This window comes from Enterococcus sp. LJL51 (assembly GCF_054871795.1).
Genome location: NZ_JBTXLW010000004.1, coordinates 158,612 through 172,907, shown reverse-complemented (window position 1 = coordinate 172,907; position 14,296 = coordinate 158,612). Strand labels below are relative to the sequence as shown.

13 protein-coding genes are annotated in these 14,296 nt (G+C 36.8%); 11 read left to right on the top strand and 2 right to left on the bottom strand.

The window, feature by feature from the left end; all coding sequences use genetic code 11:
- Positions 1-6 precede the first annotated feature (6 nt).
- From ACYSNQ_RS06115 to ACYSNQ_RS06080, 8 genes are all read left to right on the top strand, one after another.
- Complete coding sequence (locus tag ACYSNQ_RS06115) at positions 7-2,718, top strand: FtsX-like permease family protein (RefSeq protein WP_426081979.1); 2,712 nt, start codon at positions 7-9, stop codon at positions 2,716-2,718.
- Positions 2,719-3,319: 601 nt separating this feature from the next.
- Positions 3,320-4,054, top strand: a complete 735-nt coding sequence (locus ACYSNQ_RS06110) for a LytR/AlgR family response regulator transcription factor (protein ID WP_426081978.1) — start codon at positions 3,320-3,322, stop codon at positions 4,052-4,054.
- A 7-nt stretch (positions 4,055-4,061) separates the two neighbouring features.
- A complete protein-coding gene (locus tag ACYSNQ_RS06105; protein WP_426081977.1) occupies positions 4,062-5,357 on the top strand; it encodes a sensor histidine kinase in 1,296 nt (431 codons plus the stop codon).
- Between the two features lie 408 nt (positions 5,358-5,765).
- Positions 5,766-6,515, top strand: a complete 750-nt coding sequence (locus ACYSNQ_RS06100) for an ABC transporter ATP-binding protein (protein ID WP_426081976.1) — start codon at positions 5,766-5,768, stop codon at positions 6,513-6,515.
- Entirely contained in the window at positions 6,512-7,951 is a 1,440-nt protein-coding gene (locus ACYSNQ_RS06095) for an ABC transporter permease family protein (RefSeq protein ID WP_426081975.1), read from the top strand. Before ACYSNQ_RS06100 ends, ACYSNQ_RS06095 begins: the two co-directional genes overlap by 4 nt.
- Before the next feature lie 335 nt (positions 7,952-8,286).
- Positions 8,287-9,453 carry a M28 family metallopeptidase gene (locus ACYSNQ_RS06090; RefSeq protein WP_426081974.1) on the top strand — a complete coding sequence of 389 codons (1,167 nt, stop codon included), beginning with the start codon at positions 8,287-8,289 and terminating at the stop codon, positions 9,451-9,453.
- A 50-nt stretch (positions 9,454-9,503) separates the two neighbouring features.
- Complete coding sequence (locus tag ACYSNQ_RS06085) at positions 9,504-9,998, top strand: GyrI-like domain-containing protein (protein ID WP_426081973.1); 495 nt, start codon at positions 9,504-9,506, stop codon at positions 9,996-9,998.
- Positions 9,999-10,795: 797 nt separating this feature from the next.
- Positions 10,796-11,014 carry a hypothetical protein gene (locus ACYSNQ_RS06080; RefSeq protein WP_426081972.1) on the top strand — a complete coding sequence of 73 codons (219 nt, stop codon included), beginning with the start codon at positions 10,796-10,798 and terminating at the stop codon, positions 11,012-11,014.
- 55 nt (positions 11,015-11,069) lie between these two features.
- Here ACYSNQ_RS06080 and ACYSNQ_RS06075 read toward each other — a convergent pair whose 3' ends face one another.
- The gene (locus ACYSNQ_RS06075) at positions 11,070-11,630 is read right to left on the bottom strand and encodes a hypothetical protein (RefSeq protein ID WP_426081971.1); all 561 of its coding nucleotides are present in this window, start codon (positions 11,628-11,630) and stop codon (positions 11,070-11,072) included.
- A gap of 180 nt (positions 11,631-11,810) precedes the next feature.
- Here ACYSNQ_RS06075 and ACYSNQ_RS06070 point away from each other — a divergent pair, with 180 nt between their 5' ends.
- The 3 genes from ACYSNQ_RS06070 (at position 11,811) to ACYSNQ_RS06060 (ending at position 13,556) form a co-directional block, all read left to right on the top strand.
- Entirely contained in the window at positions 11,811-12,059 is a 249-nt protein-coding gene (locus ACYSNQ_RS06070) for a hypothetical protein (protein WP_426081970.1), read from the top strand.
- Between the two features lie 15 nt (positions 12,060-12,074).
- Positions 12,075-12,821 (top strand): alpha/beta fold hydrolase, encoded by a 747-nt coding sequence (locus ACYSNQ_RS06065; protein ID WP_426081969.1) that lies wholly within the window; start codon positions 12,075-12,077, stop codon positions 12,819-12,821.
- Positions 12,822-12,905: 84 nt separating this feature from the next.
- Complete coding sequence (locus ACYSNQ_RS06060; RefSeq protein ID WP_426081967.1) at positions 12,906-13,556, top strand: GNAT family N-acetyltransferase; 651 nt, start codon at positions 12,906-12,908, stop codon at positions 13,554-13,556.
- A 151-nt stretch (positions 13,557-13,707) separates the two neighbouring features.
- Here ACYSNQ_RS06060 and ACYSNQ_RS06055 read toward each other — a convergent pair whose 3' ends face one another.
- Entirely contained in the window at positions 13,708-14,289 is a 582-nt protein-coding gene (locus ACYSNQ_RS06055) for a TetR/AcrR family transcriptional regulator (protein WP_426081966.1), read from the bottom strand.
- Positions 14,290-14,296: the final 7 nt, after the last annotated feature.

The following is a 14,296-nucleotide window of genomic DNA, read 5'->3' as shown; positions in this document are numbered from 1 at the left end:
ATAGGAATGAAAAACAAAACATATCTAAAAGCTGCTTTTCGTGAAATAATAAAATCCAGAGGGCGCTTCATTGCGATTATTCTGATTATTTTTCTAGGAACACTTCTATTTGTGGGAGTGAAGACGACTGGACCGGTATTGAATACTTCTGGAAGCCAATATTTCGAAAAGCAGCACTTATCTGACTTACAGATCCTATCCACTGGCGGATTGACTGCAGCCGATGAAGAACGACTAAAAGGAATTTCTGGAATTGAAGTAGAAGCAGGAAAGCAGTTTTACTACGCAGAACCCGAAAAAAATGAGGTTGTGCAGATTTTTTCCTATGATAAAGAGCAAAAACAAAATCAGCTGGTTGTCGTAAAAGGACGGCTGCCTCAAGTGGATAAAGAAGTTGTGCTGGACAGTGCGGCTGAAAAATCAGGTTATAAAATTGGCGATAATTATTTAATTGATGATTCTGAACAGCTAACTAATAAGGAGTATACAATTGTTGGTTTTGTAAATTCCCCATTGTTCATCAACACGACTGATCGGGGCATGACCACGATTGGTGATGGAAATGTAGATTTTTTTGTCTATGTGCCAAAAGCCAATTTTGCAGCGGATATACAAGCTGTTTTATATCTGTCCTTTGATAATGTTAAAGGGTTAAACACTTATGAAAAAGAATATAAAGAGCAAATGCAGAAAAATCAGGAGCTGATTGAGAAAAAATTTTCCGGTCGACCTGAAGCCCGTCTAAAGGAGCTGCAGAATTTAATTGAAGATGAGCTGACACCTGCCAAAGAAAAAATTTCAGAAGGAAGAACAGCTCTGACAGATGCGCAAACTCAGCTTCAAGCTGGACAAGATGAGCTGGATCAACAGAAACAACAGCTGGAGCAGCTGCCTCTTCCTGAAGAACAAAAGACCGCTGCGTTACAGCAAATTATCACTGGACAAAATGAGCTGGATGAAAACAAAAAGCTCTTAGAAGAACAACAGGAAGAGCTAACTCAGGCAGAAGCAAAGGTTGCGGAAGGTGAGCAGGAACTTCGGACATTAAAAACGCCTACCTATTTCTATAATCAACGTACAGAAAATATCGGTTTTCAAGGATACGGCGATCTTTCTGACCGTATCGCAGCTATTGCCGATGTCTTTCCCGTCTTCTTTTTCTTTATTGCTGCGCTGATTACCTTCACCACGATGACTCGAATGGTAGAGGAAAATCGAAAAGAGATTGGGACTTTAAAGGCTTTAGGCTACAGCAAGTTTGAGATTTCTAAAAAATATGTCTTATATGCACTTTCAGCCTCGATTATTGGTGTACTATTAGGCGTTGTTGTTGGAACCAACACCTTACCGCGAATCGTGTTTGAGCTTTCCAGCGATCAGTATAATTTTAAAGATGTTCATATCTTTTATGAAGCTGTGCCTGTTATTCAGGCTAGTATTGCGTTTCTGTTTGCAACTTTAGGCTCTGCTTTGCTCGTTCTGCTGAAGGAATTAACTGAACGTCCATCGGCGTTGCTGCAGCCTAAGGCACCGAAGCCTGGTAAACGAATTTTTCTAGAATACATCACTCCTCTCTGGTCTAGACTGAGCTTCAATCAAAAGGTAAGCTATCGGAATTTATTCCGCTATAAGTCCCGAATGGTCATGGCAATTATTGGGATTGCTGGTTGTACAGGTCTTATGGTAGCTGGTTTTGGGATTAAGAATTCATTGGAGGCAGTAACTGATAAACAGTTTGGTCCAATCATTGATTATCAGGCAGTAGTCACCTTAGACGATGGAAACACAGACGAGGTAGAAGCAGTGCTTGATAAGGAAGCCAAAATTACTTCTTTTATGCCGGCTGTTAATCAGCTGCTGGAATTAAAAAAAGCAGGACAAGCGACACAAAGTGTAACGATGATGGTGCCGGGAGATCAAGCTGATTTTTCAAAATATATCCACTTAAGCAGCTTATCCGGAGAAAAGCTTTCTCTGCCGAAAAGCGGCGGAATCATTTCCGAAAAATTGGCGGAGCTGTTTAATGTAGAGGTAGGCGATGAACTGACTTTCTTTGATGAGAATCAGGAACCTGTTAAAATCAAGGTTGCTGGAATCACACAGAATTATTTGGGCCATTTCCTCTATGTTTCTCAAGACTACTATGAAACAGCTGTCGGTCAGAGCTTTGAAAAAAATGCTTTTCTTTTAAAGACTAAAAAAATGACAGTAAAAGAAGAAAATACCTTAGCAGGCAAGCTATTGGAAACCAAAGAGGTACAGAATACCAGCTTCCTGTCCAGTCAAATTGAGACGCAAAAGGGCATGATTGATAATTTGGATCCGGTGGTTCTGATTTTTGTAGTACTTTCAGGCTCCTTGGCGTTTGTCGTTCTTTATAATTTAACGAATATAAATATTTCAGAACGAGTTAGAGAACTCTCCACAATCAAGGTTCTGGGATTCTTTGATAAGGAAGTAACGATGTATATTATTAGAGAAAATATTATTTTTACATTGTTGGGAATCGTCGTTGGATATGGGATTGGGTATGTACTGACCGGCTTTATTATTCGTCAGGCATCCATGGAAAATTTGATTTTTCCACTGGTTATTCATTGGCCAGCCTATGTGATTTCTGCTGTATTAACCATTTCTTTTACAATTATCGTGATGCTTGTCACGCATTTCAAGCTGAAGCATATTGATATGATTGACTCCTTGAAGGCAAATGAATAGAAAATAAGCATAGGAGAGACCGGCTATTTCTGAGAACATTGGAAGAATAGTCGGTTTTTTAGTATGTGATGCAAGATTGTGACAAACACCCCTCTAAAGAGCTTCCAGCGTGATAGTAAAAAAAGCCGCTTAAACTGTTTAGCTGAAGTTGTTTTCTCAGCCGCCGCATCAAAAAGTTTAGGAGAAATCTTTATGAAAAAGGTTAACGAAAATTTGTCACACACACTGTGGAAATATAAGTATCGTTTACTCGTTAATAATTTAGGTTCATTTTAGTTATAGTGATGGGATATAAGCTGTTTATGTTGAAGTTTTTTAGTGTAATTTTTAAGTACAAAATATCGATTCTAAAAATGAAGATATGCAACGAGAAAGGAATGTTTGAATAAGAAATAGAATGATAGTAAATATGGTTAATGTTATACTTACATAGTAGAAAAATACCAAAAGAGTACAGAGATTCAAGTGTTTTCACAAGCTTTCCAGAAGCGGTTAGTTATGTACAGATTTCTTGATACTTAAGAGAACATTCTATCTATTTTCTATTGAAGTTATTTGATTGACGAGAACAGAAACTAATACTATGAAGGAGAGATAGAGGATGGAACAGAAAAATTCTTCATTACATATTGCAATTTGTGATGATCAACACATTATTTGTGAAGCATTAGCCCATCTGGTGGATATTGCTTTTTTAGGCACAGATTATGAATATTCCTATCATTCATTTCTTTCAGGAGAACACCTCTTAGCTCATCTGAACAGTGGTAATCATGCTTTTCAGGTGTATTTGCTAGATATTGAAATGGAGGGGATTGATGGTATGAAAACTGCCGAACAGATTCGTAAGAAGGATAAAGATGCAGTGATCATTTTCATCACTAGTCATGTGGAACGGATGTCTCAAGCATTTCATGTACTTGCATTTGGTTACTTGGTAAAGCCGTTAAATGATGAATCTGTTATTGCTACACTTCATTCTGCCATTCGTCTATTAAGGCAAAGAAAAGCGATATATACGTATTCCCTACGGAAACGAATTTATTCAGTCCCGCTTGCCCAGATCGAATATTTTGAAAGCCTTGGCAGGAAAATAGTAATCCATATGTCAAATGGGGAAAAAATGGAATATAATGGCTCGCTGAAGGAGACTATGAGCAAGGTGGAAGGGATTCCTTTTGCTCGAGCACATAATTCTTTTGTGGTCAATCTGGAGCAGGTTGCATTATTGGAGAGTTGGCAGGTACAGCTGCAATCAGGTACGAAAATTGCTATCGGCAAACGATACCATGCGTCCTTCCATTCTGGGTATCGCGCCTTCATACGAGGAGTGTAAAAAAGATATGGCAGTTTTTTTTGATTATTTGCAAGGAGTGACTTTTGGAGCATTTACAATGTGGACCTTTGATTTTTACTGCAGCATTTTTTTAGTCCGGAAAAAGGAGTGGCGGCTTAGCTGGATTATCTTGATTCTTTTAGTGACTGGTGCAGTCAGAAATCAAATCGGGATTTTTCTGAATACGAATTTTCCTATTTACAGCTTTATTCGCGCTCTCTTAGCCTTATCTAATACGTATATTGTGATTGCGATCGTTCTTCTGTCGTTTTATGGGAACATGAGAAAAAAATTTTTTTTGGCAGTACTTTTCTTTATCCCAATCTTTACTTCTGAAATACTTGCTAGTTCATTTATGTTGTCCATTTACCAAACGAACATGGGTGATATCACTTTGGAGAGTGAACTGTTTAGTCTAATCAACATATTAGCTGGTGTTTTGTGTTTTATGTTTGTAGTTGTTATTCGGATAACGTATCGTAAATTTGATTTTAAGGTGGTTGCAACTAGAACCTATCCGTTGGAACTGACTGTTCCTATTTTAAGTATGATAGCCTGCAGTTATCTGCTGCAATTCGGTTCATATATCTTTTCTTATATCGGTTTGATATTTTTGGCCATCAACGTGATTGCTTTGCTGGTGTATATACGACAAGAGCTGTACTATAAGCAAAATCAGAAGTACGCTTTACAGCGGCAGCTTGACAGCTTTCGTGATGCACATTATCGAGAATTGGAAGCTCATCAGAATGAAATCCGTGCTATCAGACATGATATCAAGAATCAGTTGATTGTTATGAATGCCTATATGAAGTCCGGATTAATAGAGAGAGCCGGTGAACAAATCAATACATTGATTGAACAGTTATATGAAAATGAAGGTTATTTTTTTACAGAGCATGTTGGTATCAATGGGCTTTTGACTGCCGTATGCAAAAAAGCACAGGAGGCAGGGATTACCTGTGAGTTTGATATCAATTTGCCTCGGGAAATCGAAATTGAAGATACCGACTTTGCCGCTTTATTAGGAAATATATTAGATAATGCGCTAGAAGCTTGTTATCATTGCGATAGTGCATCTTATATCAGACTTGATATGGTAAAACGAAACAATGTAGTGGTTCTATGGTGTGAAAATAGCATAGATGGTCAAGCAATGACGCTCAGCACACGCAAGAAGGATTATACAAATCATGGTATTGGCATGAAAATAATCCGACGAATTGTAGAAAAATACAGTGGTGATTTGCAATATCGCTTTGAGGATCAACGTTTTGTCTTGGAATTTACGTTATTTTTGTAGTGGAAAAAGAAGATATCTGTTTAAAAGCCATTTAGAGGAAGCACTCCTATGAGATTATAGGACAAGTAAAGCTTCTAGTTTTGTACTCAATGATCGAAATTAAAAATAACCTATTAAAAGAAACAAATTTTTCAGTTGAGCAGCTCGTGTTGCTTAACTGTTTTTTTATTTGCAGGTCTGAGACGGGAAAGTATGAAGGAAGCTTTTTGCTGGATGTTTATGACAGGAATCCCCTCTGTTTATGTCGATTACTGCAAATTGCTTTTTTTGCTATGTTATACTACTACGTACTAAAGAGCCGCTAAACTCAGCAATCTTATAAGTAAATTATCCGCTCAAAACGTAAATCATTGTAGAAACAGTTACTGAATAAAAAACTTGTTTTTACCTGGGGAAGGGAGTAGTTTGATGCAATCGATTGAAATGAACCAGGTCGAGAAAAATTTTGGCAATATCAAAGCTATCAATGGGTTGGATATAACTGTACAAGAAGGTCAGGTATGTGCATTTCTTGGACATAACGGCGCCGGCAAAACGACGACACTGCGGATGTTGTTAGGGCTGGTTCGACAGGATAAAGGGAGTATCTCTGTATTTGGACTAGATCCGAGAAAGAATGGTGATCAAATACGCGCGATGTGTGGTGTTCTAAGCGAAGAGGTTGGGTTATACGAGCCTTTATCAGTCTATGATAATTTGATGTATTTTGCAGATATTTATGGTATGCCTTGCAACGAAGCGAATCTTCGTATCAATTCGGCTTTAGAGCAGTTCGGAATTGCTGACAAGCGTGATTTGCCGGTCAAGGGGTTTTCTACAGGGATGAAAAAGAAGACCGCACTTATCCGTGCCATGCTTCATCGTCCACGACTGCTAATGCTGGATGAACCCACTAATGGCTTGGACCCGGAGGCTACTTTGGAATTACGTGAGATGCTCAAAAAACTTGCAAAGGAAAGTGGAGCGACTATTTTACTCACCACCCATAACCTTTCTGAGGTTCAGAAGATATGTGATCGAATCATTATCTTTCGACATGGACGTAATATTTTTACCGGTGACATCGACATACTGGAAAATGATCCGAATTATCAGAAAAATGGCACTTTTAATCTTGAAAAGCTGTATTTGGCACAGGAAAGTGGTATGAAAACATGAAAGTTCTATCATCGGTAATGCGTACCCAAAGAAAACTATTTTTCAAAGACAAGGGATTGTTGATATTTTATGGTCTAAGCATACTGGGGATTGGCGGAGTATTTCCTTTATTTTTCAAAGAGCTTGCGTTGCAGTTTACGCTTGCAGTTTTTATGTGTGTTACTATGCAAAAGCAATGGACAGCTGAAAGTATAGCAGGAGAACGAGAAGCTGGAACATTGGAATCTGTTATGACTACTCCTCTATCTACCAGTGGATTTTTACTTGGTAAAGCCTTGTACAATGTCATCTGTGCGCTTGTATATGCTGGAGCTATGGGAGTATGTATCTTTATCGTTCGCAGTTTTTCCGATACGTCTCAAGAAATGACACCTGTAAGCTGGATAGTCATTCTATGCGGCTTCTTATTTGTGATACTGGTTGCTGCGTTTTATGGCGTTTTATGTAGCTCAAAAGCAGAAACAATTCAACGAGCTGGAAGAAGGCCAACAATTTTGTGCTATGTGTTTTCGCTCTTTTTCGTTATTTTACTGACAGTTTTAACGAATCATGAAATCAATCAACCGAGGGGGCTATTAGTGATTTCTATCGGCTTCTTTTGTTCATCTGGAGGTGTCATCCTATACTCGGTTTTGAAAATCCTCCATATAGACAGACCTTCGATTATTGAAATTGAGAAACAGTCAAAGTATGAAATGATAACGATTTCAAGTAGGGGTCGCAAACATTTGGGAGATTCTCGAATACGTAATCAAGTAGAAGCCGTTTTTTTCCATGAGCTACATTACCTGAAAAGCCTAAAAATGCTGCAATTTCAATTTGGGATACTTACCCTATGCCCGGCAGGATTACAATTAACAATGTGGCTTATGTATGGGCTCAATGATTTGAGTTATTCTGTCCTGTTGCTTATTTTGATTATGCCTCGGATACCTACCAATTTGATTGCCTATTCGATTGGCGGAGAAAAGGCCTATAATACTGGAGAGACAATCCTTTCTACTCCTGTATTGGTGTCTGCTCTGTTTTGGGGCAAAGCGATAGTACCATGCTTTGTATCCATCGTGATGTTGTTGGTATCTGCAGCACTTCATCTGATTGCGGCAAACCTATTTTCTGTGATTGAAGGGACTCAGCTTTTATTTTACACGCCCAGTCAGCTTGTGCTGCTTATCGGTGTGGGGCTTGCGACTAGCTTTAGTATGGTTTTAGTATCGACCATTTTAAGTTTGAAAGCTAAAACTCCCCGAAAAGGTCTATACTACTCTACTTTTTTAGGTTTCGTGTTCTTCATGCCAGCTACAGTCATTAGTTACCAAACGAATGCCAGTTTAGGATGGTCACTTGTCTACTTTATTGTCCTACTATTTGTGAACATTTTCCTATATAACCGAGTCAAAAATGTCAGTCGTGATGAATTGATGACAAAATTATGATTCATTTTGATACTGATAAGCCGATTCGGAGATTCTCTATGTTGTCAGGGAAAAACGGCCTTCTAATCGTGTGGAATTAGTAAAACGTTCTAAAAAAGGAGGTTTCGAAAAATAACTGTGACAGTTGTGGTCGATAAATATAGCAGGTGTATAAAAATGGTAGGTGGTGAGGGGTGAAAAGGTAACAGAGCAATCGAAATTAGGGCTATTCATTTGGGGAAAATATTGGCTTCCACTGTTGTAATTATCAAGGAGAATGGCAATAAATCTGCTTTTTGATAAGTTTGAAGAGGTTAAAAAGCAGTTTAAATAATATTTAAAGAGGAGTGTGGAAATTGACGGTAAAAAAGAAGTTGATCCAAAAGCATTTAAAGAGACTGTGTGAGGATATTGGTGCTCGTCCGACAGGCTCAGAGGCGAACAAAGCAGCGGTAGCCTATGCAGCAGCGGAGCTTGAGAAAATCGGGTTTGAAGTTACATTACAAGAATTTCCTTGTCTAGCGTGGAAAGACGAAGGAGCAAGGTTAGAGGTCGATGGTGTGGTAGTAGAAACCATAGCTGCAGAATACTCGTTACCTTGTGATGTAGCAGGTGAAATTGTATATGTGGATACGATAGAAGGTCTGCGAGCAAGTGAACTGCATAGAAAAATTTGTATTATGAGTGGCGAGCTGTGTGAAGAACCGCTTATGCCTAAAAGTTTTACTTTCTGGAATCCCGAAAAGCATCAGGAAATTATTCGGCTGCTAGAGCAAAAGGAACCATTAGCAATTATAACGGTGAGTTTTTTACCGGATGTTGCAGTGCCAATCATTCAGGATGGGGATTTCAATATTCCATGTGCAGCTGTAAAAGGAGAAAGTGACCACATTTTGCGAGAAGCAACGTTTGCGAAACTTCAACTTTTTACAGAGCGTAAAGAATCCAATGGAAAAAATGTAATTGCTCATTATGGAGAGGGACCTCAAAAAATTTCATTTTCTGCACACATTGATACAAAACCTAATACACCAGGTGCGTTAGACAATGCCAGCGGGGTGGCAGCATTGTTAGTACTGGCTTCCAGTGTAACCAATATAGTAACTCCATATCAAATTGAAATTGTCCTATTCAATGGTGAAGATTATTACTCTACACCTGGTGAAAAGGCATACATGTCGACTTATTTGCAGGAACCAGATAAATTCATCTGTGCTTTCAATGTAGATGGTCTGGGAATGCAGGATAGCAAAACCTCTTATTCATTTTATGAATGCGGCGAAGAATTTGAGAAGCTTGTTTCTTCCTTTGCCCGTGACTTTCCTGATGTTGAGCAAATTGATCCTTGGCCGATGGGAGATCACATGTTATTTGCTGGATGTGGTATTCCAACAGTCGCTGTTACTGCATCAAATATCTTCATGCTTATGGAATCAGTAATGCATACACCAGCAGACAATTTGACCATTGTTGATAGTGATAAGATTGAAGCAGCTGTGAGTTTTCTTCTGGACTGCATTTAGAAATACGCTTTATTGTAAAAAATCTAATAAAAAAGAAAGAAGGAATGGCTATGGAGTGCAGAATTGAAAAAATGGACGCTTTTCGAGTTGTGGGAGTTAAGTTGACAACCACTACAGAAGGGGGAAAAGGCATGAAAGATATCCCTGTTTTTTGGGGAGAAGTGATGGAGCAGAAACAGCAGATACAGCTAGCTACTCTAATGGATACCATACCTTCGGGACTTCTAGGTGTAAGTGTCTATAACAGTGATGCAAACGATGCCAGAGTATTTGACTACTTTATTGCCTGCGCAACATCTAGACCTGTTCCGGAAGGGATGGAGGAGTATACAGTTCCTGCTGCTGAGTGGGCCGTTTTTCCTTGCTCACGAGAAAACATGGATCAAGTACAGGTAGATATTTTTAGTAAATGGATGCCAGCATCCGGCTATCGCGGACGAAATAGCGGATATGAAACAGGATATATCGCAGCGGGTGCACCCGATATCGAAGTTTATACCCAAGAGGGGGATGTTGAAATTTGGGTAGCTGTAGAAAAAATATGATTTTTCACAATGAGTAATAAAAATGAAGGAATATAATGCTCATTGCTTGTTCGATATTAAGTCATTGTTTGAGAACTGTAGCAGAGAAGGTTAGGGAAAAAGATATGTGCTTCAAGCAATAAGCCGGAATATGCGAAAATGGCTATACACATTTTCGCATATTCCGGCTTATTTTCGAGGGAGCTGCTTTTGGAATACCATTTATTCGGTTTTAAGGATGTCCAAAGTCTGGGATTTCGTTTATGCCCTAGATTAAGATGCTGAAAAGTATTTATTTGGTGCTTGATGCTAACCGTTTCTGTCGCAACCTCATGTTTTTTTAGTATGAATAATATGAGATGAGTTTCTTAATCGTTTCTCGAGAAAAAATCAAAGCAATATCATAAAATCTATTTTGAGTGACTATCTGCACCGATCAAAATTATAAAGTATGTTAATCGTTTTTGAAAGAACGGGCCGCGTATGAAAGAACAATTATATACTTTTATTCTGTTGGTATTAAAAAATTCAGTCTGTTTTTATCTGAGAGAAATCCGCAAATAAATATTAAGCACAAAATAATGGATTTTCAAAAATGAGCGTTTGTGAGAGGATGATTCTTAGTGCATTTTGACCATTTAGGATAACTCTTGGTGAATATTCTCAGAAACAGACGTTTTTTAAGAAAATAAAAGGTTCTCTCAAAACTGAGATAGCCAAAAAAGTTTATTGAAGAGAACGGGGTTAATTTGAATTAATAGTAGAGTATAGAAGTGTGATTGTCAACGCTGCTAGTAAACTAATCTGGGGGAATTTGAATGGATGTATCCGATTTCGACATTGAGTTAACAAGCGGGATTAAAAATTATGATATTGCTATTTATGATATTGCTATTAAAGAAGAGATTTATAAACAACCAGTTATTTTTCATGAAGTCCTTGGTTTGCACGTGATTTACGACTTCAAATATGATGGCTGTTGGGTTGTTGTTCAAAAAATAGATGTAGAAAACAATTTTTCTAAAAGCGAACGGTAAAAATTCCTGAAGCTGAAAATAGTTAGGCTTCTCAGAAGGTAGATATTGATAAATACTATTTATTTTTGAAATAGTTGAATATTTTTGTTATAGCTGTAGTAATCGCCAAAACAATGAGCGGAGAAATAATTTCGCTTCTAATAAAAGTAAAATCCATTTTCTGTATGATTGGAAGAGCAAAAAAAATAAAATAAATTGAAGGCGATACAATCATACTAACTAGGCTCAAAAAAATTAGGTCTTCATCAGGAAGAGTATTATGTTCAAAAGTTATTCGGACAAAAAAAGCAGAGATGAGTCCAATAGCTAGTACAATAATGTAACAAAGCAATAACGACTCAGGCATAAATTTAAAGAAAAACAGAGAAATTAGTATATTACATTGGAATGCTAAAGTAAGATCCTTAAATGACTTTGTATGGATTCTGAAAACAGGAGAAATAATAAGTGAATTAGAAGCAATAAAAGTCATTATTGCTGTAAGTGTAGAAAGCATATTCCAGAGAACTAAGGGTTGCTTGTCAGCGAATATATCACTAGTTAGTATAGTAAGATAGATTGTTGAAAATGCTAACATGTCTAAAACTACGTTCATAATCTTTTCTAACTTTCTCATAATGTTCTCCTTAGTGTAGTATTTACTACAATATAACAAAGTTTAAACATTAGTGGAATACTTTTTGTCTATAATTATTTGTTTAGCATTAATAAATATAATTAAGAAAGAATTTGAAAAGAAGAGTGAATCACAAAATCGTTAGAATTCACAAAAAGGATAAATTGGAGGAATAAAATTTTGGAAGATAGAATACGAGAGTTAGAAATTCAAGTGATGGGTTTGTCATTTATGAATGAGATGTTGATGGATAAAATAGGTGTTACAACAAAAGATATTCAGGATTTTGCAATAAAATGTTTAGACAATTTAGATAGTAATGAAAAAAATACCGATTTATATTACTCACTTATGGGATATACTTATCAGGAGAAGGCGGTTGAAATGTTGAAAAAAGATTTTGAGAAATCTTCAACCAAAAAAGATTGAAAGAGAGGTTAAAAAATGGATTTTGTCGTAAGTGGTCAATATTCTTCCCCTAAAGTATTATTAATCCATGCCATGTTAAACGATTCAACTTGTTTCGATGATTTAGCAGAAAAATTAAAAGAGAAATACTGTGTCATTAGACCTACGCTAGATGGTCATGATGGAAATACTGAATTTTCTAGTCTTAACGATCAAGTTAACAAAATAGTACAATACTTAACTAAGTATAATTGTTGTGAATTAGAGTTCATAATGGGTTCGTCTTTAGGTGCACTTGTTGCATTAGGTGTTTCAAGAGATTCAACGATTAAAGTAAAACAAACCATTTTAGACGGTATTCCTTTTTTTAAATTTGGAAAAGTGATTAAATCCATAGCTAAAGTCATTTTCCTCCAGATATGGAAGAAAAGTAGAAAACAACCAGATTATATGACAAAAAAATTTGAAGCTTCTTTCCCCGGGAGAGGTGAGAGGATGGTGGAAATCACCAGTACCATGACAAAATCAACTATAGAAAGATTAGTAGAAGCCTGCTATAGCAATGATTTATTTGTTCTGAATAAGACTAGTCAAAAAAATTTTCATTTTCTGTTTGGAAGTAAAGAACCCGCACGATTTAGTATCCGTAGAATTAAAAAAACTGGAAATGTAGATATTCAGATTTTTAATGGTTATGGACACTGCGAGTATATAAATAAATATCCAAATGAGTATATAGAAAAGATTTTTTCTATTTTAAAGCAATTTCCCACGCAAGAATAACTAAGAATTTTTTGTATCACTCATACTAAAAAAATACCCGTTTATAATAAATAAAGAATGAAAGATTTGGGAGGTAGACCAAGGATGGCTGTTACTATCAGACTTGAAGAAGAAAAAGATTATAGAATTGTGGAAGAAATAACCCGGGAAGCATTTTGGAATTTATATGTTCCAGGAGCTTTTGAACATTATATCGCGCATAACATTCGCAAACATGCTGACTTTATTCCAGAATTGTCCTTTGTCATTGAATTAGATGATAAAATTATCGGCAGTATTTTATATACTCGGGCGAAGGTTGTGGCCGAAGATGGGACGGAATATCCAGTCATCTCATTTGGTCCGGTTAGTATTTTACCGGAATATCATAGACAAGGGTTTGGACGTATGCTGATTGAGCATTCCATTAACGAGGCGAAAAAACAGGGCTTTAATGCCATTATCCTTGGCGGCTATCCGTATCATTATCAGCCATATGGATTTATCGGCAGTAAAAAATACAATATATCAATGCCTGACGGTAAATTTTATACAGGAATTATGGCTCTTCCTTTATATGAAGGAGCATTAGCAGGAATTAGCGGCAGCATTCACTTTTCAGAGTCGATGTATCCGGATGAAGCAAAGATGGAGGATTTCGACAAAACATTTCCGTCTAAAGAGAAAAAGGTTCAAGCGAGTCATCAGGAATTTGAAAAAGCAGCGACAGAGATAGACAATAATTTATATGATTGAGTAGTTAAATCAAAAAGCTTTAGAATCTCTCATGTGTGGGAAATTCTAAAGCTTTTATTATGTTGACTGATTGTAATTAAACAATCAAAATAAATGAGGATGAAAGCATAAGGCATAGTTAATTCTTATGGCTCAAAAATCAGTTGTGGCATTATCGTTTCCCATAAATCCCATATAAAAACATATCCATGATTTCATCTGTATATGGCAGGATTTTGTTATAAATGCCTTGGTCCTGCATCGAGGTAGTTAATAACTGCATGTACAGCATTAGCGCTGGAACAGATAAATCTTTACTAATCATCCCTTCCCTTTTGCCCTGTTCAAATAAAAGCAGATACAAATCAGTTCCTTTTTTCAAAAAATCCTTCATGGCAGGATTATTCGGTTTGCTGTATTCGGCCATCAGGGCTTCATAAAATTCAGGATGTATTTCTTTAGAAACCTGATTCTTGGTAAAAATCAAAAAATGCATCTTTTCTTCAAAGCCTTTATCAGAATGGACCATATGAAAAAAATCTTCATACATAGTATTTAAGTAAAGAAAGCAGGTTTGTGTTATTAGATTTTCTTTTGAATTAAAATAGTTAAAAATTGTAACCGGTGAAACCCCTGCTTGTTTTGATATTATCTGCACGGATGTATTTTTGAGCCCCTCAGATAGAAATAGGTGGAGAGCTGTTTTTAGAATGCTTTCTTCTTTTTGCTTTCTTCTTTTTTCAAAACCGTTCATCTAATCT